Annotated in this window: 19 protein-coding genes; 16 read left to right on the top strand and 3 right to left on the bottom strand. The window is 53.7% G+C overall.

Translation table 11 applies throughout. The features are described 5' to 3' along the window. Positions 1 to 16: 16 nt before the first annotated feature. A complete protein-coding gene (gene fruA / locus E0L21_RS14675; protein ID WP_131410713.1) occupies positions 17 to 1,708 on the top strand; it encodes a PTS fructose transporter subunit IIBC in 1,692 nt (563 codons plus the stop codon). A gap of 50 nt (positions 1,709 to 1,758) precedes the next feature. On the opposite strand, the gene nfo is transcribed toward fruA, so the two are convergent. Beyond that, a complete protein-coding gene (gene nfo, locus E0L21_RS14670) occupies positions 1,759 to 2,616 on the bottom strand; it encodes a deoxyribonuclease IV (RefSeq protein WP_131410711.1) in 858 nt (285 codons plus the stop codon). A 71-nt stretch (positions 2,617 to 2,687) separates the two neighbouring features. Then, the gene (locus tag E0L21_RS14665; protein WP_131410709.1) at positions 2,688 to 3,737 is read right to left on the bottom strand and encodes a YeiH family putative sulfate export transporter; all 1,050 of its coding nucleotides are present in this window, start codon (positions 3,735 to 3,737) and stop codon (positions 2,688 to 2,690) included. Between the two features lie 101 nt (positions 3,738 to 3,838). Here E0L21_RS14665 and yieE point away from each other — a divergent pair, with 101 nt between their 5' ends. The 7 genes from yieE to E0L21_RS14630 all read left to right on the top strand — a co-directional run bounded on the left by yieE (position 3,839) and on the right by E0L21_RS14630 (position 12,346). After that, the gene (gene yieE / locus E0L21_RS14660) at positions 3,839 to 4,705 is read left to right on the top strand and encodes a DNA-binding transcriptional regulator YeiE (RefSeq protein ID WP_131410707.1); all 867 of its coding nucleotides are present in this window, start codon (positions 3,839 to 3,841) and stop codon (positions 4,703 to 4,705) included. A 189-nt stretch (positions 4,706 to 4,894) separates the two neighbouring features. Continuing rightward, on the top strand, positions 4,895 to 5,668 hold the full coding sequence (locus E0L21_RS14655; RefSeq protein ID WP_235855242.1) for a transporter substrate-binding domain-containing protein: 774 nt from the start codon (positions 4,895 to 4,897) through the stop codon (positions 5,666 to 5,668). Positions 5,669 to 5,671: 3 nt separating this feature from the next. Continuing rightward, positions 5,672 to 6,337, top strand: coding sequence for an amino acid ABC transporter permease (locus E0L21_RS14650; RefSeq protein ID WP_131410705.1), 666 nt, complete (start codon positions 5,672 to 5,674; stop codon positions 6,335 to 6,337). Next, a complete protein-coding gene (locus tag E0L21_RS14645) occupies positions 6,337 to 6,993 on the top strand; it encodes an amino acid ABC transporter permease (protein ID WP_131410703.1) in 657 nt (218 codons plus the stop codon). The genes E0L21_RS14650 and E0L21_RS14645 overlap by 1 nt, the downstream gene beginning before the upstream one ends. Further along, positions 6,974 to 7,711, top strand: coding sequence for an amino acid ABC transporter ATP-binding protein (locus tag E0L21_RS14640; protein WP_131410701.1), 738 nt, complete (start codon positions 6,974 to 6,976; stop codon positions 7,709 to 7,711). Before E0L21_RS14645 ends, E0L21_RS14640 begins: the two co-directional genes overlap by 20 nt. Positions 7,712 to 7,893: 182 nt before the next feature. Continuing rightward, complete coding sequence (locus E0L21_RS14635) at positions 7,894 to 9,363, top strand: amino acid permease (protein WP_131410699.1); 1,470 nt, start codon at positions 7,894 to 7,896, stop codon at positions 9,361 to 9,363. Positions 9,364 to 9,616: 253 nt separating this feature from the next. Continuing rightward, on the top strand, positions 9,617 to 12,346 hold the full coding sequence (locus E0L21_RS14630) for an RHS repeat protein (protein ID WP_131410697.1): 2,730 nt from the start codon (positions 9,617 to 9,619) through the stop codon (positions 12,344 to 12,346). A 35-nt stretch (positions 12,347 to 12,381) separates the two neighbouring features. On the opposite strand, the gene fghA is transcribed toward E0L21_RS14630, so the two are convergent. After that, complete coding sequence (gene fghA, locus E0L21_RS14625) at positions 12,382 to 13,218, bottom strand: S-formylglutathione hydrolase (protein WP_131410695.1); 837 nt, start codon at positions 13,216 to 13,218, stop codon at positions 12,382 to 12,384. 150 nt (positions 13,219 to 13,368) lie between these two features. On the opposite strand from fghA, the gene E0L21_RS14620 reads away from it, so the two are divergent. The 8 genes from E0L21_RS14620 to E0L21_RS14585 all read left to right on the top strand — a co-directional run bounded on the left by E0L21_RS14620 (position 13,369) and on the right by E0L21_RS14585 (position 21,976). Next, entirely contained in the window at positions 13,369 to 14,496 is a 1,128-nt protein-coding gene (locus E0L21_RS14620) for a YbfB/YjiJ family MFS transporter (RefSeq protein WP_131410693.1), read from the top strand. Between the two features lie 126 nt (positions 14,497 to 14,622). Continuing rightward, positions 14,623 to 15,288, top strand: a complete 666-nt coding sequence (folE, locus tag E0L21_RS14615; protein ID WP_017459784.1) for a GTP cyclohydrolase I FolE — start codon at positions 14,623 to 14,625, stop codon at positions 15,286 to 15,288. An 18-nt stretch (positions 15,289 to 15,306) separates the two neighbouring features. Further along, positions 15,307 to 16,467 carry a DUF418 domain-containing protein YeiB gene (gene yeiB / locus E0L21_RS14610; RefSeq protein ID WP_131410691.1) on the top strand — a complete coding sequence of 387 codons (1,161 nt, stop codon included), beginning with the start codon at positions 15,307 to 15,309 and terminating at the stop codon, positions 16,465 to 16,467. A 155-nt stretch (positions 16,468 to 16,622) separates the two neighbouring features. Beyond that, entirely contained in the window at positions 16,623 to 17,648 is a 1,026-nt protein-coding gene (gene galS, locus E0L21_RS14605) for an HTH-type transcriptional regulator GalS (RefSeq protein WP_131410689.1), read from the top strand. Positions 17,649 to 17,942: 294 nt separating this feature from the next. Further along, positions 17,943 to 18,941, top strand: coding sequence for a galactose/glucose ABC transporter substrate-binding protein MglB (gene mglB, locus E0L21_RS14600; protein ID WP_131410687.1), 999 nt, complete (start codon positions 17,943 to 17,945; stop codon positions 18,939 to 18,941). An 81-nt stretch (positions 18,942 to 19,022) separates the two neighbouring features. After that, positions 19,023 to 20,543 (top strand): galactose/methyl galactoside ABC transporter ATP-binding protein MglA, encoded by a 1,521-nt coding sequence (gene mglA, locus E0L21_RS14595; RefSeq protein WP_131410685.1) that lies wholly within the window; start codon positions 19,023 to 19,025, stop codon positions 20,541 to 20,543. A 15-nt stretch (positions 20,544 to 20,558) separates the two neighbouring features. After that, positions 20,559 to 21,569 (top strand): galactose/methyl galactoside ABC transporter permease MglC, encoded by a 1,011-nt coding sequence (gene mglC, locus E0L21_RS14590; RefSeq protein ID WP_131410683.1) that lies wholly within the window; start codon positions 20,559 to 20,561, stop codon positions 21,567 to 21,569. Positions 21,570 to 21,748: 179 nt separating this feature from the next. Continuing rightward, on the top strand, positions 21,749 to 21,976 hold the full coding sequence (locus E0L21_RS14585; protein WP_131410681.1) for a hypothetical protein: 228 nt from the start codon (positions 21,749 to 21,751) through the stop codon (positions 21,974 to 21,976). Positions 21,977 to 22,064: the final 88 nt, after the last annotated feature.

Raw genomic sequence — 22,064 nt, 5'->3', positions numbered from 1 at the left:
CAGCAGGAGAGGCATAATGAAAACGCTGCTGATAATCGACTCCGAACTCGGGCAGGCCCGCGCCTATATGGCGAAGACCTTGCTGGGCGCGGCGGCGCAGAAAGCAAATCTGCAATTTATTGATAACCCAGGCGAAGCGGAACTGGCTATCGTACTGGGAAGCAAGCTGCCAGGCGACAGTGCGCTGGACGGGAAAAAGGTTTGGCTGGGCGATATCAATCGCGCAGTCGCCCACCCGGAACTGTTCCTGAGTGAAGCGAAAAACCACGCATCGGCGTATGTCGCGCCTGCCGCAACGGCGACAGCCGTGACCAGCAGTGGCCCGAAACGCATTGTGGCGGTCACTGCCTGCCCGACGGGTGTGGCGCACACCTTTATGGCGGCGGAAGCGATTGAAACCGAAGCGAAAAAACGCGGCTGGTGGGTGAAAGTGGAAACCCGTGGTTCCGTGGGTGCGGGCAACGCCATCACCCCGGAAGAGGTTGCGCAGGCGGATCTGGTGGTGGTTGCGGCTGACATCGAAGTCGATCTGGCGAAATTTGCCGGTAAGCCGATGTACCGCACAACAACGGGTCTGGCGCTGAAGAAAACCGCGCAGGAACTGGATAAAGCTGTCGCGGAAGCGAAGCCTTATCAGCCGGCGGGTAAAGGTTCTGCTGATGCTGCTGAAGGTAAAAAAGAGAGTGCGGGTGCCTACCGTCACTTGCTGACGGGTGTTTCCTACATGCTGCCGATGGTGGTAGCCGGTGGTCTGTTAATTGCGCTCTCCTTCGCATTCGGTATTACCGCGTTTAAAGAAGAAGGCACGCTGGCGGCCGCGCTGATGAAAATCGGTGGTGGTTCAGCCTTTGCTCTGATGGTGCCGGTGCTGGCGGGCTTTATCGCTTTCTCCATCGCCGACCGTCCGGGTCTGACGCCGGGTCTTATCGGCGGTATGCTGGCGGTCAGCACCGGTTCGGGTTTTATCGGCGGTATCATTGCCGGTTTCCTCGCGGGCTACCTGGCGAAAGGCATCAGTAAAGGTCTGAAGCTGCCACCAAGTATGGAAGCGCTGAAACCGATTCTGATCATTCCGCTGGTTTCCAGCCTGATTGTCGGTCTGGCGATGATTTACCTGATCGGTACGCCGGTGGCGAAAATCCTGGCGAGCCTGACTTCCTGGCTGCAAACCATGGGCACGGCTAACGCCGTCCTGCTGGGCGCAATCCTCGGTGGCATGATGTGTACCGATATGGGTGGTCCGGTCAACAAAGCGGCATACGCTTTTGGTGTGGGTCTGCTGAGTACGCAAACTTACGCGCCGATGGCGGCAATTATGGCCGCCGGTATGGTGCCGCCGCTGGCGATGGGTCTGGCGACCATTGTTGCACGCAACAAGTTCGACAAAGGTCAACGCGAAGGGGGTAAAGCGGCGCTGGTACTGGGTCTGTGCTTTATCTCTGAAGGCGCAATTCCGTTTGCTGCCCGCGACCCGATGCGTGTTCTGCCGTGCTGTATCGCCGGTGGTGCGCTGACGGGGGCTATCTCCATGGCGATTGGCGCGAAACTGATGGCACCGCACGGTGGTCTGTTTGTGCTGCTGATCCCAGGCGCTATCACGCCGGTGCTGGGCTACCTGCTCTCTATCGTCGCGGGTACGCTGCTGGCGGGTCTGGTGTATGCCTTCCTGAAACGGCCAGAAACAGAAGCCGTCGCGAAAGTAGCATAAGAAATTGCCGACACCCGGAAAATGAGAAGGGCCGCTTAGCGGCCCTTTTTTTATGCGGTGGCTTCAGCGGTCTGCTGCGCCTTCAGCCAGGCTATCTCTTCGGCCCAGATATCCGGGTTAATGGTTTCCAGAATCATGGGAATGCCGTCGAAACGCGCATCGCGCATGATCCAGCGAAACGCGTCATGCCCGATATTCCCTTCGCCGAGGCTGTGATGGCGGTCAACGCGGCTACCAAAAGTACTTTTTGCATCATTCAGATGCATACCGCGCAGATACTGGAAACCGACCACACGCTCGAATTCCGCAAAGGTTTCTGCCGTGGCCTGTTCGCTGCGCAAATCATAGCCTGCGGCAAATGCATGGCAGGTATCAATACACACGCCGACGCGGGATTTGTCTTCCACGCCGTCAATAATTGCCGCCAGATGCTCGAACTTAAACCCAAGGTTGCTGCCCTGACCCGCGGTGTTTTCAATCACTGCCGTGACGCCTTCGGTTTGTGCCAGCGCAATATTGATGGATTCGGCAATACGCGCCAGACATTTCTCTTCGGGGATCTGCATTAAATGGCTGCCCGGATGGAAGTTCAGCAGCGTCAGCCCCAGTTGCTGACAACGGCTCAGCTCATCAATAAACGCGTCGCGAGATTTTTCCAGTGCGTCAGCCACCGGGTGACCCAGGTTAATCAGGTAACTGTCGTGCGGCAGGATCTGGCCTGGCGCGAAGTGGTATTTTTCGCAGGCGGCTTTAAACTCGTCGATGGTTTCCGTACTCAGCGGCGCGGCACGCCACTGGCGCTGGTTTTTGGTAAACAGCGCGAAGGCCGTCGCGCCAATCTCCGCTGCGCGAATCGCGGCATTCGCTACGCCGCCGGAGGCGCTCACATGCGCACCAATGTATTTCATAAAAACTCCTGTTAAACCCGCCAGAGGAAAACGCTCATCATAGCGGGTCAACAGGGAGGAGACGTAGTGGTTTATGCCATCAGGTGATGAACCGCCAGGTTAATGGCACCGCCGCCGACAATCAGCCAGATAAACAGGATCAGCCCCATAACCAGCGGTTTTGCCCCGGCATTTTTTAGCGCGCTGATATGCGTGGTCAACCCCAGCGCCGCCATGGCCATAGCCAGCAGCAGCGTATCCAGCGTGTTCAGCATGTTCACCACCGATGCTGGCAACAGATGAAACGAGTTAAACACCGCGACAGCCACAAAACCCAGCGCAAACCACGGGATAGTCAGCTTGCTTTTTTCTGCGCCTTGCTGCGGGCTGAGCTGTTTGATACGCGCTGCCAGCAGCAGTAAAAACGGTGCCAGCATCATCACGCGCAGCATTTTGGCAATCACCGCGGCATTTTCCGTTTCCGGGCTGATAGCGTGTCCGGCTGCAACCACTTGCGCCACTTCATGTACCGTTGAGCCAACCCAGATGCCGTAGGTTTCCGGGCTAAACCAGTGCCCAACCAGCGGATAGAGTGCCGGGTAAATAAAAATCGCCAGCGTGCCGAAAATCACTACCGTCGCCACCGCAACCGTCACTTTGCTGGCTTCTGCTTTGACTACTGGTTCGGTTGCCAGCACGGCTGCTGCGCCGCAAATACTGCTGCCCGCGCCAATCAGCCAGCTGGTTTTTTTATCCAGGCCAAATACTTTTTGCCCAAGAAAACAGGCCAGCAAAAAGGTGCTTGATAGCGTCAGCACATCAATGGCGATACCGCTGACCCCGACATCGGCAATTTGTGAAAACGTCAGGCGAAAACCATAAAGAATAATCCCCAGCCGTAACAGGTGCTGTTTGGCGAACAGCACGCCGCTGTCGCAACGGTGGTGCCATGTCGGATAGAGCGTATTGCCGAGCAGCATGCCGATAAGAATGGCCAGCGTTAAGGCGCTCAGCCCAAGGCCCGCGACCGACGGAATAGCGCCAAGCCATAATGCGGCGGCGGTAATCACGCCGGTCAACAGCAAGCCAGGAACAAAATGCCAGGCTGGGTGGCGTCGAGTGTGTAACGTGATTTCTGTCATAACCTTCTCCTTTCAATGGAGAAAAGGTTAAGGCGAACTGGTTTAAAGGTAAAATTGATTATATATTTATAATCAATCTTTATAAGTGGTAAGTGACCTCTATGCATATAACGTTACGCCAGCTTGAAGTGTTTGCAGAAGTGCTGAAAAGCGGCTCCACCACCCAGGCTTCTCAGCGGCTGGCGCTCTCGCAATCGGCGGTTAGCGCGGCGCTAACCGATCTTGAAGGCCAACTGGGTGTGCAATTGTTCGATCGCGTTGGCAAACGGCTGGTGGTCAATGAACATGGACGTTTGCTCTACCCCCGCGCGCTGGCAGCGCTGGAGCAGGCAACGGAAATCGAGCAACTGTTTCGCGAAGATAACGGTGCCATCCGCGTATTCGCCAGTAGCACGATTGGTAACTACATCCTGCCGGAGGTGATTGCCCACTACCGTCGTGATTTCCCCGATCTGCCGCTGGAGCTGAGCGTGGGTAATAGCCAGGACGTGATCAACGCGGTAGCGGATTTCCGCGTCGATATCGGTTTAATCGAAGGCCCGTGCCATACGGCGGAGATTATCGCCGAGCCGTGGCTGGAAGATGAGCTTGTGGTATTTGCGCCGCCGTCATCCCCGCTGCTGCAAGGGCGCGTAACGCTCGAACAACTGGCCGCTGCGCCGTGGATCCTGCGTGAGCGCGGCTCCGGCACGCGCGAAATCGTCGACTATTTACTCCTCTCGCATTTGCCGCAGTTTCGTCTTGGCATGGAACTGGGGAATTCAGAAGCCATCAAGCATGCAGTGCGCCACGGTTTGGGCATTAGCTGTCTGTCGCGGCGAGTGATTGCCGAACAGCTGGAAACCGGCAGCTTAGCGGAAGTCTCGATTCCGTTACCCCGTCTGGTGCGTACGCTTTGGCGTATTCACCATCGTCAGAAGCACCTCTCCAGTGCATTGAATCGCTTTATCCGTTACTGCGCGATTTGATTGCACCATCAGCAGGCGTCTGCACCGTTTTGGTGGTGCAGACGCAGCGCTGCAACCTTCGATTCAGCCTCTAAATACCTCGTACTCCACACACCGTCGGAATATATCGTATTGGCACATTAGTTGCAGAAAGTGATTCAAAGAATCTTTTGTTTCATGAACGATGAGGTGTTGACGATGAAAACGTGGATGAAGGCTGCAGCGGTGGCGACAGTAATGATGGCTTGCACCTCGCAGGCCATGGCGGATCAATTACAGGATATTCAGAAGCGTGGTGTATTGCGCGTGGCTGTACCGCAAGATTTCCCGCCATTTGGCTCTGTGGGCACCGATCTCAAACCGCAAGGGTACGACATTGATATGGCCGGGTACCTGGCAAAAGGTATGAAGGTGAAACTGCAACTGGTGCCCGTAACCAGCGCCAACCGCGTGCCGTACCTGCAAACGCATAAAGTCGATCTGGTGATTTCCAGCCTTGGCAAAAATGCGGAACGCGAAAAAGTGATCGACTTTAGCCGCGCTTATGCGCCTTTCTTCCTTGGTGTGTTTGGTCCGAAAGAGTCCACGGTGACTGACGCGAAAGCACTAAGCGGCAAATCCATTGGTGTCACACGCGGTGCGGTAGAAGATATGGTGCTGAGCGACATCGCGCCGAAAGATGCCGACGTGAAGCGCTACGAAGATAACAACACCACGCTTTCAGCCTATATGTCCGGCCAGGTGCAGTACCTTGCCACCGGTAACGTAGTGGTGGCGGCGATCGCGCGGCAGAACCCGCAAAAAGCCCCGGTCAGCCAATTTATGCTGAAAGATTCGCCGTGCTATATCGGGCTGATGAAAAACGAACCCGCGCTGAAAGCCGAAGTCGACAAGCTGGTGGAGCAGGCGCTGAAAGAGGGCGAGCTCAACAGTTTGTCACAGAAATGGATGCAGGCGCCGTTACCGGCCAACTTTGGCGCGTAACGCATGACGACGTCGCTTGATTTCGCCGCGCTCTGGCCGTACTGGCCAGAGCTGCTGGCAGGGCTTTGGACCACGGTGACCTTAACCACGCTGGCGACGGTTGGCGGTGTGGCGATAGGCATCGTCGGTGCGGCGCTGCGTAGCGGTAAACCCGGCGTGATGAGTGCCATCTGGGGCGCATATGTTGAGCTTATCCGCAACACGCCTTTTGTGGTGCAACTGTTCTTTATTGTTTTTGGCTTACCGAGCCTCGGGCTGAAACTCACCGCTGGTGAAGCGGCACTGATTGCCATGCTGGTTAACCTTGGCGCCTACAGCACGGAGATTATCCGCGCCGGGATCCAGGTTGCGCCGAAAGGGCAGTGGGAAGCTGCCCGCGTATTGGGGCTCAGTAAATCGCAAACCTTCTTACGGGTGATTTTGCCCCCCGCGCTGAAACGCATTTATCCGGCGCTGGTGAGCCAGTGCATTATCGTCATGCTGGGCTCCTCGGTAGTGTCGCAAGTTTCTTATGAAGAGTTGACCTTTATGGCCAACCTGATTCAGTCGCGCACGTTTTTAAGTTTTGAAGTCTATTTTGTCACCACGCTGCTGTACCTGATGCTGTCGCTACTGATGCGCCAGTTACTGCTGGCAATTGGGCGCAAATGGTTAGGGAGCGAGGCCTAATGAGTACGTTTACTGACTGGGATATTCTGCGCAACCTGCTGCTGGCGGCGCGCTGGACGGTGCTGTTGTCACTGATTGCCTTCGTCTGTGGCACGCTGGTGACGCTGCCGCTGCTGGTGTTACGCATTAGCCGCTGGCGTTTACCAAAACGGTTTATCAGCGCCTATGCCGCACTCTTTCAGGGCACACCGTTGTTGATGCAGCTGTTCCTGGCTTTTTTTGGCCTTGCGCTGTTTGGTATTGATGTCAGCGCGTGGACGGCGGCGACGCTGGCGTTAACGCTGTTTACCAGCGCCTTCTTGCTTGATATCTGGTACGGCAGCATCAAAGCATTGCCCAAAGGGCAATGGGAAGCCTCCCGCTGTCTGGGACTGAGTTTTGGTCAGACGCTGTTTCGTGTGATCGCGCCGCAGGCTATTCGTATCGCCATTGCGCCAACGGTGGGGTTTTCCGTGCAGGTGATTAAAGGCACGGCGCTGGCGTCGATTATCGGTTTTGTCGAACTCACCAAAGCCGGCACCATGCTCAACAACGTTACCTTCGCACCGTTCAAAGTGTTTGGCCTGGTGGCGTTAGGCTATTTCCTGCTGTGTTATCCGCTGTCGCGCTACAGCCGTTATCTGGAGAATAAATTCCATGCCGCTCATCACCATTAATGAAGTGCAAAAATATTATGGCGACAACCATGTGCTGAAGGGCGTAAGCCTCGATATAGAGATGGGTGAAGTGGTGTCGATTATTGGCCGCAGCGGTTCAGGCAAAAGCACCTTGCTGCGCTGCATGAACGGGTTAGAAGGCTACCAGGATGGCAGTATCAAACTGGGGGGGATGACGGTAACGGACCGGGAATCCCAGGCGCGTGAGATCAGCCGCTCAGTGGGAATGGTGTTCCAGAGCTTTAATCTGTTTCCGCATATGACGGCGCTGGAAAACGTGATGCTGGCACCGCGCCGGGTGCTGAAATTGCCTGCGGATGAGTGTCGTCGGCTGGCCAGTGAGATGCTGGAAAAAGTGGGGCTTGGCGAGCGTATTGACTACTATCCGGCTAATCTTTCCGGCGGCCAGCAGCAGCGCGTGGCGATTGCCCGTGCGCTGGCGATGAAACCGAAAGTGCTGCTGTGTGATGAAATTACCTCTGCACTGGACCCGGAATTGGTCGGCGAGGTGCTGCGCGTACTGGAGCAGCTTGCCCGTGAGGGGATGACGCTGATTCTGGTGACCCATGAAATGAACTTTGCGCGCGAAGTGGGCGACCGCGTGGTGTTTATGCATCAGGGAAAAGTCTGGGAGCAAGGCGAAAGCAAACACTTCTTCACGCAGCCGAAAACGCCGGAACTGCAGCAGTTTATCGCGTCAGTACGCGGTCTGAATTAATCTTTCTGCTCCCGCATCCGCGCGGGAGCCTGTTTATCGCCTCGCAACATCTGCCATTCACTGCTTTACTTATAATCCTCTGCCGATCATGAAGGTCTCTAATAAGAGGCGTTTTATGCCGGAAGGCCTGCGTTTCGTTTGCTACAATCGCGCCTCATTTTTTAGATGGATAGCATTTTCTTATGGTTTCCGAAACTAAAACCACAGAAGCGCCCACGCTTCGTCGAGAACTCAAAGCGCGTCATCTGACGATGATCGCGATTGGCGGTTCCATCGGTACCGGTTTGTTTGTCGCGTCAGGGGCGACCATTTCTTCGGCGGGCCCGGGCGGCGCGTTGTTCTCCTATATCCTGATTGGCTTGATGGTCTACTTCCTGATGACCAGCCTGGGCGAACTGGCGGCGTACATGCCGGTTTCCGGTTCGTTCTCCACCTATGGTCAGAAATACGTTGAAGAGGGCTTCGGCTTCGCGCTGGGCTGGAACTACTGGTACAACTGGGCGGTGACCATCGCCGTTGACCTTGTGGCATCGCAATTAGTGATGACCTGGTGGTTCCCGGACACGCCGGGTTGGATCTGGAGCGCGCTGTTCCTCGCGGTGATTTTCCTGCTTAACTACATCTCGGTGAAAGGCTTTGGCGAAGCGGAATATTGGTTCTCGCTGATTAAAGTCACTACCGTCATTATCTTTATCGTTGTTGGTGTGATGATGATCGTCGGTATTTTCCAGGGGGAAAAACCGGCAGGCTGGAGTAACTGGACGATTGGCGATGCGCCATTTGCCGGTGGTTTTTCCGCCATGATCGGTGTGGCGATGATTGTCGGCTTCTCTTTCCAGGGCACTGAGCTGATTGGTATCGCGGCGGGTGAATCGGAAGATCCAGAGAAGAATATTCCGCGCGCGGTGCGTCAGGTGTTCTGGCGTATTCTGCTGTTCTATGTGTTCGCGATTTTGATTATCAGCCTGATTATTCCCTACACCGATCCGAGCCTGCTGCGTAACGACGTAAAAGATATCAGCGTTAGCCCGTTCACGCTGGTGTTCCAGCATGCGGGTTTGCTCTCTGCGGCGGCGGTGATGAATGCGGTGATCCTGACGGCGGTGCTGTCGGCGGGGAACTCGGGAATGTACGCTTCCACGCGTATGCTCTACACGCTGGCGTGTGATGGCAAAGCGCCGCGCATTTTCTCCAAACTGTCGAAAGGTGGCGTGCCGCGTAACGCGCTGTATGCCACCACGGTGATTGCCGCGCTGTGCTTCCTGACCTCAATGTTTGGCAACCAGACCGTGTACTTGTGGCTGCTGAACACTTCCGGCATGACTGGTTTTATCGCCTGGCTGGGCATTGCCATCAGCCACTACCGTTTTCGTCGCGGCTATGTGGCGCAGGGGCATTCGCTGGATAACCTGCCGTACCGTTCAGGTTTCTTCCCGCTGGGGCCGATTTTCGCCTTCGCTCTGTGCCTGATCATCACGCTTGGGCAAAACTATCAGGCCTTCCTGGCAGACCGTATTGACTGGGGCGCGGTAGCGGCGACGTATATTGGTATCCCCCTGTTCCTTATTATCTGGTTAGGTTATAAATTTTCCAAAGGAACCCGTTTCGTGCGTTATAGTGAAATGGAGTTTCCGGAACGTTTCACGAAATAAATTCACTCTTTAGCCCTCTGTATGGAGGGCTTTTTTTGCTCTGCCTGTTGCCTTTAGATTTACATCTCACACGACTGACAGCGGCTTCTTTTAAGGTTTTTTAGTGCGCCCTTCGGGGGCGAAATGAGTGTCGCTTTCTGTGAAGGCGGATATTTTGTGCTCCCTGTCCTGGCTTCGCTATCAGATCTCTGCGCCAACGAACCTATACTTCTCCTGATATCCACAAGTGTTATCGACAGTAATGGAGAATCGTATGAGTACATCCCTTTACAGTAAAACCCCGTCAGTCGCGGTGCTTGATAACCGGGGCCTGGCGGTACGCGACATCATATATCACCGTCATCCCGATGCGCCGGACACCTCCGAGGAACGTATCACGCATCATCAGTTTGATGCGCGTGGCCAGCCGTCACAAAGTGCCGACCCGCGTCTGTATGCCGCCGGGCTGGCGAACTTCAGTTACCTCCACGACCTGAACGGTACGGTGCTGCGTACGAAAAGCGCGGATGCCGGCACATCCGTTGCCCTGAATGACGCAGCAGGACGGGCTTTTTTACAGGTCAGCAATATCGGCACCGGTAATGACCGCAGCGCCACCGTCACCCGAACTTTTCAGTATGAAGGGGCAGAGCTGCCGGGGCGGCTGCTCGGTATTACCGAACAGATTGCCGGAGACAGCGCGCACGTCACTGAGCGGTTTATCTGGGGCAGCGCGTCGGCGGATGAACAGAGCCACAATCTCGCCGGTCAACTGGTCAGCCATTACGACCCGGCAGGCCTGCTTTCGACGGGTAGCATTTCCATGAGCGGCGCACTGCTTGCTGTCACCCGCCAGCTGCTGCCGGATGATGTACTGGCCGACTGGCAGGGGGCGGACGCCTCGGCGTGGAACGATCTGCTGGCGGGTGAAACTTACACCACGCTTAGCACAGTGGACGCTGCCGGAAATGTCCTGATCACGCTTGATGCGAAAGGCAATACCCAGCGCGTCGCGTATGACGTGGCGGGTCTGCTGAAGGGGAGCTGGCTGACGGTCAGCAGCGGTTCAGAGCAGGTCATAGTCAAATCCCTGACATACTCCGCCGCCGGGCAGAAATTGCGCGAGGAGCACGGCAACGGCGTGGTGACAACCTACAGTTACGAAGCGGAAACCCAGCGGCTGGTGGGCATTAAAACTGAGCGCGTATCTGCCACAAAATTGTTGCAGGATTTGCGCTACGAGTACGACCCGGTGGGCAACGTGCTGGTGATTACTAACGATGCCGAGGAGACGCGTTTCTGGCGCAATCAGCAAGTGGTGCCCGAAAGCACCTACGCCTATGACAGCCTGTACCAGCTGGTCAGCGCCACCGGGCGCGAAATGGCCAATGCGGTGCAGCAGGGCAGCAACCGGCCTGATTTCACCTCCTTCGATAACGCTACCTACACGAACTATTCCCGCACTTACACCTACGACAACGCCGGTAATCTGACGAAAATTCAGCACAGCGCACCCGCGTCCGGCAATAACTACACCACCAGCATCACCGTCTCCGACAGCAGCAACCGCGCGGTGCCCAGTACCTTCACCGAAAACCCGGCAGATGTGGAGGCGCTGTTCACCGCCGGCGGCCAGCAGAAACAGTTGCTGCCCGGTCAGTCACTGGTATGGACGGCGCGCCAGGAACTGCAGAAAGTCACTCCAGTGATGCGCGATGGCGAACCCGACGACAGCGAACGCTACCGCTACGATGCCACCAGCCAGCGCATACTGAAAATCACATCACAACTGACCGGCAACAGCACACAGACGAAAAAGGTGATTTATCTGCCGGGTCTGGAACTGCGCAGCAGCGCAGCCGAAGAATTACAGGTAATAACCGTCGGTGTTGCCGGTCGCGCGCAGGTACGGGTGCTGCACTGGGAAAGCGGTCAGCCTGCCGGAATTGCTAATGACCCGATTCGTTACAGCTACGACAACCTCACCGGCAGCAGCGCGCTGGAAGTGGACGGCAGCGGCGAACTTATCAGCCAGGAGGAGTATTACCCGTACGGTGGCACAGCGCTGTTTGCCGCGTGCTGCCAGCTGGAAGCGGATTACAAAATCCTCCGTTATTCCGGCAAAGAGCAGGACGCGACGGGGCTTTATTATTATGGATATCGCTATTACCAGCCGTGGGCGGGACGGTGGCTCTCAGCAGACCCGGCGAGCACAGTGGATGGGCTTAATTTGTTCAGGATGGTGAGGGATAATCCGGTAACATTATATGACAACGATGGTAGAGTTTCGAATGAAACACAAAGATTGAGAAAATATTCAATTAAAAATCCAGGGCTTGATGAGGAAATAATAACTGCAAAATCCATTCTTGATGAGGCGATAAAAAAACTTGAAGTGCCGAAATTAGAGAAAAAAACAAAAGAAGATATTCGTGAAATTCTTAAAGGAGGAGCTAATGCTAAAAAGATAAAAACGACAGAATTAAAAGGGGAAATATTGTTAAGATTTAAATTTATGCAGGATGCTTTATTAAAAAGCAAAACCATGTACGATGAGGAAGGAAAGGAAAAAGGAAACCTTGCATATGTATTACATAATGATCCTGAAAGGAAAATATATTTTTCTGAGGCGCACTTAGAGCATTTGGGATCTGTTCAGAATATCCATAATATACTGCATGAAGCATCACATTTTTCCGGTATTAAAAGAAGCGGTAGATTCTACGAAATATTCGGTGAAAAAGGAACGCAGGACTATTTTTACACTCCATCCAGTCCTCACAATATTTATAAACCTGAAGAATATGTCAAGGAGTTAACCGGCGATACGGGAATAATTCTAAAAGGGATAGATCTAAGTGGGATAAATAGGAATGCTAAGACGAAGAAGACAGCAATAGATATAGCATTGCATAATGCAGATACGTTAAGTCTTATTGCATTAAAACTTGGTCTCTCCAGAATTAAAAAGATGTCAACTTCGACAAGTAATCTCCATAAATAAAAGGGGAGCCGGCGAGTTAATCGCCGGGTTTACGATTATTTCAGCAGATGTTGCGCATGGAAGCGCACATGATCTTCAATAAACGAAGCGATAAAGAAGTAACTGTGATCGTAGCCGGACTGAATACGCAGCGTCAGCGGCCACGATTTTTGTCGTGCCACTTCCGCAAGCCTCGCAGGCTGGAGCTGATCGGCCAGGAACTGATCGTTGTCACCCTGATCGATAAGTGTTGGAATCGCGTCAGTTTCGTTGCTTTCCAGCATCAGCGCGCAGCTATCCCATTCACGCCATTGTTGCGCGTCGTCACCCAGATAGGCGCGAAACGCTTTTTGCCCCCACGGCACCTGTAACGGGTTAACGATTGGTGCAAAGGCGGAAACGCTGGTGTAACGGCCTGGGTTTTTCAGCGCCATGATTAGCGCGCCGTGGCCGCCCATCGAATGGCCACTGATAGCGCAGCGGTCGCTAACCTTAAATTGCGACTGGATAAGCGTCGGTAATTCATCGCGCAGGTAATCATACATTCGGTAATGCGCTGCCCACGGCTGCTGGGTGGCGTTGAGGTAAAAACCTGCGCCTTTGCCGAGGTCATAGCTGTCTGCATCTGCCACATCGTCGCCACGCGGGCTGGTATCCGGCATCACCAGCACAATACCTAATTCTGCAGCGACGCGTTGTGCCCCGGCTTTGGTGGTGAAATTTTCGTCATTGCAGGTGAGGCCGGAGAGCCAGTACAGCACCGGCGGCGGTGTTGCGCTGTATTGCGGCGGTAAGAAGATGCTAAAGGTCATCGTGCAGTTCAATATGGCGGAGTCGTGGTGCCAGCGCTGTTGCCAGCCTTCAAAACAGCGGTGCTCTTCGAGCATTTCCATGCGGGGCTCCTTAGAATTTTTACAAACAAAGTAAGGTGACTTCTTGTCATCATACAGACTATTCCCTTTGCTGTGAGTAACTTTCACTTCCGCATAAACGCAACATACTGCATCATAAACATAACTTTACGTTAACATTTGGAGGCGCTAATGGCGCAACGTGTGGCGCTTTGTGGGTTTATTGTGCTGGTGGTAGCGATGGGCATCGGGCGTTTTGCTTTTACGCCGCAGGTGCCGTTAATGATCCGCGACGAACAACTCACCCTGACCAGCGCCGGGTTGGTGGCGGCGATTAACTACCTCGGCTATCTGCTTGGTGCCTGGGACGCAATGCGCGCGCAGCGGCATATCGAAGTGCGTCTTTATCTTGGTATTGGCGGCGCGGTGGCGCTGACTTTTCTCTCTTCGCTTGCGGATAACGCATGGGTGCATGGGGCGTTGCGTCTGGTCATTGGCGCAATGAGTGGCTGGGCGATGGTGCTGATTGCCGCCTGGACCAACGAGCGGCTGGCGCACGCTGGAAAACCAGGGCTGAGTGCCGCGGTGTTTGCCGGGCCGGGCGCAGGTATTGCATTAAGCGGCCTGCTGGCGGTGGCAATCCAGGCAAAAGGGTTAACTGCTGCGTCCGCATGGCAGGTGTATGGCGTATTGGCGCTGCTGTTGGTGGCATTGATTGCCCGCTATTTGCCGCGTCCTGGTGAGTGGCATCGGCCAGGAGAAAAGCCACAGCCGCTACAGTTAACCACCGATCTTAAACGCCTGGTCTGGAGCTACAGCCTGGCCGGGTTTGGTTATATTTTACCGGCGACGTTCCTGTCGCAAATGGCGGCGCTGCGTTTTCCGGGCAGCCTGTTTGCTCAATTTGTCTGGCCGGTGTTTGGTGCCGCCGCGGTGGTGGGGATAGCATTAAGTATTCTGCTACGCCACGTTGGACACAGCCATCAGCGGCTGGCGATTGTATTGTGGCTGCAAGGCGCGGGCGTACTGGCGGCATGGTTACTGCCAGGTATGAGCGGGCTGGTGTGCGGCGCGTTGCTGGTAGGCGGCGGATTTCTCTGCGCCGTGCAGCTTTCACTGCTGTATGGACGCGAACTTGCACCCAATCACACGCGTTATATGGCCGGGTTGTTGACCACGGGCTATGCGATGGGGCAACTGGTCGGCCCAATGACCTCTGCTCTTTCCACCTGGCTTACGCAGCAGCTTGAACCGGCGCTTGGCGTGGCGGCAATCGCTCTGGTCATCGGGGGAGTTTTGGTCTGGAAACGTACGTCCTGAAAGGCGGCAGCGATTTCAATAATTATCGTCGTCGGGGCTGGATTATGTGCGCGACCTCACGCACAATGTTCGCTCACTTTGCGTTAACACCGCGAAGTTCGCCACACCTGCAGGAGAATAAAAAACATGTCATCACTCAGTAAAGAAGCGGCGCTCGTTCACGAGGCTCTGGTTGCCCGTGGTCTGGAAACGCCGTTGCGCCCACCAGTGCAAATGGATAACGAATCCCGTAAACGTCTTATCGCCGGGCATATGACTGAGATTATGCAATTGCTGAATCTCGATCTGAATGATGACAGCCTGATGGAAACGCCGCATCGCATTGCCAAAATGTATGTCGATGAGATCTTCTCCGGCCTCGATTACGCCAATTTCCCGAAGATAACCGTCATTGAAAACAAGATGAAAGTCGATGAGATGGTGACGGTGCGCGACATCACGCTGACCAGCACCTGCGAACACCATTTTGTCACGATCGACGGCAAAGCCACCGTTGCCTATATCCCGAAGGATTCAGTGATCGGCCTGTCGAAAATCAACCGTATCGTGCAGTTTTTTGCGCAGCGACCGCAGGTGCAGGAGCGACTGACGCAGCAGATCCTTACCGCGCTGCAAACGCTGCTTGGCACCAACAATGTCGCGGTTTCTATTGATGCGGTGCATTATTGCGTGAAAGCGCGCGGCATCCGCGATGCGACCAGCGCAACCACCACGACCTCGCTCGGTGGTTTGTTCAAGTCGAGTCAGAATACTCGCCAGGAGTTCCTGCGCGCAGTCCGCCACACTAACTGATAAGCGGGAGCCGCCGACATGGAGAGGAATGTCACGCTGGATTTTATTCGTGGCATCGCCATTCTCGGGATTCTTTTGCTGAATATCACCGCCTTTGGTTTGCCAAAGGCGGCTTATCTTAACCCAGCCTGGTACGGCGACATCACAGTGTCGGATGCCTGGACCTGGGCGCTGCTCGATCTCTTCGCGCAGGTGAAATTCCTCTCACTGTTTGCCCTTTTGTTCGGTGCGGGTCTGCAAATGTTGCTGCCGCGCGGGAAGCGCTGGATCCAGTCGCGCCTGACGCTACTGGTGCTGCTCGGTTTCATTCATGCTCTCTTCTTCTGGGATGGCGATATCCTGCTGGCTTATGGGTTGGTTGGGCTAATTGCCTGGCGCATGGTACGCGATGCGCAGAATGTGAAGACGATGTTCAATACCGGTGTGGTGCTGTACCTGATTGGCATTGCTGTTTTGTTATTGCTGGGGGGCATTTCAGGTGCGCAGCCGAACCGCTCCTGGTTGCCGGATGCGGCGAATGTGCAGTACGAAACCTGGTGGCGAGTCAGCGGCGGCATAGGGGAGGCCATCAGCAATCGTGCGGATATGCTCTCTAACGCACTGTTGTCGCTGGGGGCGCAATATGGCTGGCAACTGGCGGGCATGATGCTGATAGGCGCGGCGCTGATGCGCAGCGGTTGGTTGAAAGGGCAATTCAGCCTGCGCCATTACCGCCGAACGGGGGTGCTGCTGATTGGTCTAGGGCTACTGATCAACATCCCTGCGATTATTGCTCAGTGGCAGCTAGGCTGGTCGTATCGCTGGTGCGCTTTCTTTCTGCAAGCTCCGCGTGAACTTGGCGCGCCGTTACAGGCGGTGGGTTACGCCGCGCTGGTGTGGGGATTCTGGCCGCAGATCTGTGGTTTCAAGCTGGTCAACGCTATTGCCTGTGTTGGACGCATGGCGCTTACCAACTATTTGTTGCAAACGTTAATTTGCATCACCTTATTCAATCGTTTCGGGCTGTTTATGCAGTTCGACCGTCTGCAACTGCTGGCATTCGTGCCTGCGGTATGGGCTGTGAATATCCTCTTCTCTCTGTTTTGGCTCAGGCGTTTTCGCCAGGGGCCAATGGAATGGCTATGGCGGCAATTGACCGCACGTGCTGCAGGGACGTCATTAGCGCGCACATCCAGATAACGATCTGGATCACAATCATTAACAAAACGGATGTAACCGTTTCCATTCATGTGATGCCACTCACGTAGCAATCGTCTGCTGACTGCCAGAATAGCCTCCTTACTTAACACAGGGGGTGGCTGTGAACTGCCGCAATCCAGAAAAGGTAGGTAAAAATGATCACCATTCGTGACGTTGCCCGGCATGCGGGCGTCTCTGTCGCGACGGTGTCCCGCGTGCTTAATAACAGCGCGCTGGTCAGCCCGGAAACGCGCGAAACGGTGATGAAAGCCGTTGCCCAACTGGGTTATCGCCCGAATGCCAACGCCCAGGCGCTGGCGACGCAGGTTAGCGACACCATTGGCGTGGTGGTAATGGATGTCTCCGATGCCTTTTTCGGTGCGCTGGTGAAAGCGGTGGATACGGTTGCTCAGCAGCACCAAAAATATGTGCTGATTGGCAACAGTTATCATGAAGCGGAAAAAGAGCGTCACGCCATTGAAGTTTTGATCCGCCAACGCTGTAACGCCCTGATTGTTCACTCAAAAGCACTAAGCGATGAAGAGCTTACGGGCTTCATGGAGCAGATCCCCGGCATGGTGCTTATCAACCGGCTGGTGCTTGGCTATGCGCACCGCTGCGTCTGCCTTGATAACGTCAGCGGGGCGGTGATGGCAACGCGCATGCTGCTCAATAACGGCCATCATCGCATCGGTTATCTGGCGTCCAGCCATCAGATTGAAGATAACGATATGCGCCGCGAAGGGTGGTTCCGTGCGCTGGAAGAGCAGGGGATTAATGCCCCGGAAAGCTGGGTTGGCACCGGTTCGCCGGACATGCAAGGCGGTGAAGCGGCGATGGTGGAGCTGCTGGGACGCAACCTGCAACTCACCGCAGTCTTCGCCTATAACGACAGCATGGCGGCGGGTGCGCTGACGGCGCTGAAAGACAACGGCATTGCGGTGCCACAGCATTTATCACTCATTGGTTTCGATGATATTCCAATAGCGCGTTACACCGACCCGCAACTGACGACGGTACGTTACCCGGTCGCCTCAATGGCGCGGCTGGCGACCGAGCTGGCGTTGCAGGGGGCCGCAGGAAAGCTGGATCCAGAGGCTGCGCACTGCTTTATGCCGACCCTGGTACGCCGCCATTCCGTGACCGCGCGGCAAACTGTGGCGCCGATCACTAACTTATAAACTTCGATGATGTAACCGTTTTCAATCTGTGAGTAAATTCACAGTATCTTAACAAGGCGCTGACTATGATGTCAGCGTTTTAGAAGCTGAAACACGATGTAACGGTGATTAATCACTTTCACTATAAGTGAGCGCTTTGAAACATCGAAGAAAGCGAACTTCTGGAGCGTTACCCGGACACGGACGAATGGATTTTTAGAGTGAACTTCGGTCGGCAGTAACGTCTTCGTAACAACTGACCCGCCGAGCATTATTCACAAGAACTACCCTGCATATAAAAAAACCGGAGATACCATGAATAAGAAGGTGTTGACTCTGTCTGCTGTTATGGCAAGCATGCTTTTTGGCGCAGCCGCACACGCAGCGGATACCCGCATTGGTGTGACCATCTATAAATATGACGACAACTTTATGTCCGTTGTCCGTAAGGCTATCGAAAAAGACGCCAAAGCAGCGCCCGATGTTCAGCTGCTGATGAACGACTCGCAGAATGACCAATCCAAACAGAACGATCAAATCGACGTGCTGCTGGCAAAAGGCGTAAAAGCACTGGCGATCAACCTGGTTGACCCGGCTGCGGCAGGCACGGTGATTGAGAAAGCGCGTGGTCAAAACGTTCCGGTTGTTTTCTTTAACAAAGAACCTTCTCGTAAAGCGCTGGATAGCTACGATAAAGCCTACTACGTGGGTACCGATTCCAAAGAATCCGGCGTGATTCAGGGCGACCTGATTGCTAAACACTGGGCGGCGAACCCGGGTTGGGATCTGAACAAAGATGGCCAAATCCAGTTTGTACTGCTGAAAGGCGAGCCGGGCCACCCGGATGCTGAAGCGCGTACCACTTACGTTATCAAAGAGCTGAATGATAAGGGCATTAAAACCCAGCAGTTGGCTCTGGATACCGCGATGTGGGATACCGCTCAGGCGAAAGACAAAATGGACGCCTGGCTCTCTGGCCCGAACGCCAACAAAATTGAAGTGGTTATCGCTAACAACGACGCGATGGCAATGGGCGCGGTTGAAGCACTGAAAGCACACAACAAATCCGCTATTCCGGTATTTGGCGTCGATGCGCTGCCAGAAGCTCTGGCACTGGTGAAATCCGGTGCGATGGCCGGTACCGTGCTGAACGATGCGAACAACCAGGCGAAAGCGAGCTTCGATCTGGCGAAAAACCTGGCCGAAGGTAAAGGCGCGGCAGATGGCACCACCTGGAAAATCGAAAATAAAATTGTTCGTATTCCTTACGTTGGTGTAGATAAAGACAACCTGGCTGAAATCGCCGGTAAATAATATTAAGAAAGCATGTTCTCATTGGGCGCAACGACTGTTGCGCCCTTATAACACGATATGCCAGGCCAACAAGGTATAATTATGGTCAGCAATAATACTCAGTCGTCAGGTGAATTCTTGTTGGAAATGAGCAATATCAACAAGTCTTTTCCAGGCGTAAAGGCACTCGATAATGTCAATTTGAAAGTCCGTCCGCATTCGATCCATGCATTAATGGGCGAGAACGGTGCGGGGAAATCAACATTATTAAAATGTCTTTTTGGGATCTATCAAAAAGATTCCGGCAGTATTCTTTTTCAGGGGAAAGAGATCGATTTCCATTCCGCTAAAGAAGCGCTGGAAAATGGTATTTCGATGGTTCACCAGGAACTCAACCTGGTGTTGCAACGTTCCGTGATGGATAATATGTGGTTGGGGCGTTATCCGACCAAAGGCATGTTTGTCGATCAGGATAAAATGTTCCACGATACCAAAGCCATTTTTGATGAGCTGGATATTGATATCGACCCTAAAGCACGCGTGGGAACATTATCTGTATCGCAAATGCAGATGATTGAAATTGCCAAAGCGTTCTCTTATGACGCCAAAATTGTCATTATGGATGAGCCGACTTCTTCGCTGACGGAAAAAGAAGTTAATCATCTGTTTAAAATTATCCGTAAACTGAAAGATCGTGGCTGTGGCATTGTTTATATCTCTCATAAAATGGAAGAGATATTCCAGCTGTGCGATGAAATTACTATTCTGCGCGACGGCCAGTGGATTGCCACCCAGCCGCTGGAAGGGCTGGATATGGATAAGATCATCGCCATGATGGTTGGCCGATCCCTGAACCAGCGCTTCCCGGACAAGCACAACGTGCCGGGCGAAACCATTCTTGAAGTGCGTAATCTTACCTCGTTGCGCCAGCCCTCTATTCGCGATATCTCCTTTGATTTACGTAAAGGCGAAATTCTCGGTATCGCGGGGCTGGTCGGGGCGAAACGTACTGATATTGTTGAGACGTTATTTGGTATTCGCGAAAAGTCCGCAGGCACGATTAAACTTCATGGCAAGTTGATTAATAATCATACCGCCAATGAAGCGATTAATAATGGCTTTGCGCTGGTGACTGAAGAACGCCGTTCTACCGGTATTTATGCTTATCTTGATATCGGTTTTAACTCATTAATCTCAAATATTCAGAATTACAAAAATAAAGTCGGTCTGCTGGATAATAGCCGCATGAAGAGCGATACCCAATGGGTTATTGATTCTATGCGTGTTAAAACACCCGGCCACCGTACACAAATTGGTTCGCTTTCCGGTGGTAACCAGCAAAAAGTGGTTATTGGTCGCTGGTTATTAACGCAGCCAGAAATTTTAATGCTTGATGAGCCGACCCGTGGTATTGACGTTGGGGCTAAATTTGAAATTTACCAACTGATTGCCGAACTGGCGAAAAAGAATAAGGGGATCATTATTATTTCCTCTGAAATGCCTGAGTTGTTAGGCATCACTGACCGTATTCTGGTTATGAGCAATGGCCTCGTTTCCGGAATTGTTGATACTAAAACGACAACGCAAAACGAAATTCTCCGTCTTGCGTCTTTGCACCTTTAAGATCAGGGGCTCCTCATGAGTGCGTTAAATAAGAAAACTTTTCTCACTTATCTGAAAGACGGCGGTATTTACGTTGTTCTTTTAGTGTTACTGGCCATTATCATTTTTCAGGATCCCACATTCTTAAGTCTGCTGAACTTAAGTAACATTCTGACGCAATCCTCGGTGCGTATTATTATCGCGCTGGGTGTAGCGGGTCTGATTGTGACCCAGGGTACAGACCTTTCCGCCGGACGTCAGGTTGGCCTCGCGGCAGTGGTTGCCGCAACGCTGCTGCAGTCGATGGAAAACGTCAACAAGGTCTTCCCGGATATGTCGACAATGCCGATTCCGGTGGTGATCCTGATTGTTTGCGTCATCGGTGCAGTGATTGGCCTGGTGAACGGTATCGTGATTGCTTACCTGAACGTGACGCCGTTTATCACCACGCTGGGTACGATGATCATTGTTTATGGTATCAACTCCCTGTACTACGACTTTGTGGGCGCGTCGCCGATTTCCGGCTTCGACAGCGGCTTCTCGACCTTTACGCAGGGCTTTATTGCGCTGGGCAGTTTCCGTCTATCGTATATCACTTTCTATGCGTTGATCGCCGTGGCGTTCGTCTGGGTGCTGTGGAATAAAACCCGCTTTGGCAAAAATATTTTCGCCATCGGTGGTAACCCGGAAGCGGCAAAAGTCTCCGGCGTTAACGTGGCACTGAACCTGCTGATGATTTACGCGCTGTCCGGTGTGTTCTATGCCTTCGGCGGGATGCTGGAAGCGGGTCGTATCGGTTCCGCTACCAACAACCTGGGCTTTATGTATGAACTGGACGCCATCGCCGCCTGCGTGGTTGGCGGGGTCTCCTTCAGCGGCGGTGTGGGTACCGTGCTTGGCGTAGTGACCGGTGTGATTATCTTCACCGTTATCAACTACGGTCTGACCTATATCGGTATTAACCCGTACTGGCAGTACATCATCAAGGGCGGCATCATTATCTTCGCCGTGGCGCTGGACTCGCTGAAATACGCACGTAAAAAATAATCCCATCATCTGTACCAGGCCCGCTGAAATAGCGGGCTTTTTTTTGCCTGTTTGCCCCCTTCTTGCGAGGGATTAAACCCACTGCTTCCTACCCAAAAACTTCACTCACGGCGAGTTGTTAAATTTTTTGCTTCAGTGCTACGCTCAATAAAGTCGCAATGTTAATAAGGAGATTAGGGATGAACAGTGAGTGCACGTTTCCTGCACTTCCCGTGATTGGCTGGCAGGTGGGAGTGGTAGAGGATTTGGATGGCGTGGTAGTGAAGTTTGGTTGCAGCACGGGGCCTTGCGGCGCGGGAGCAACGACGTTTGATTCGCCTTTTTTTAATTTAACCCCTGATATGGTGAGAAGCCTGATCTACGACCTTGAGCGTAGCCTGCAGCAACATGAAAGCAAAGTGGCCTGACGCTTCGCTTTGCACTTCGGGTGCATCCCATGTGCCCGATATTTAAGCCAATTCTGAATGCCTGTATGCCCATAGCTACTTACGCTTG

The organism is Kosakonia quasisacchari (assembly GCF_004331415.1).
GTDB classification, from domain to species: Bacteria; Pseudomonadota; Gammaproteobacteria; order Enterobacterales; family Enterobacteriaceae; genus Kosakonia; species Kosakonia quasisacchari.
This window is presented reverse-complemented; position numbering and strand designations above follow the sequence as displayed.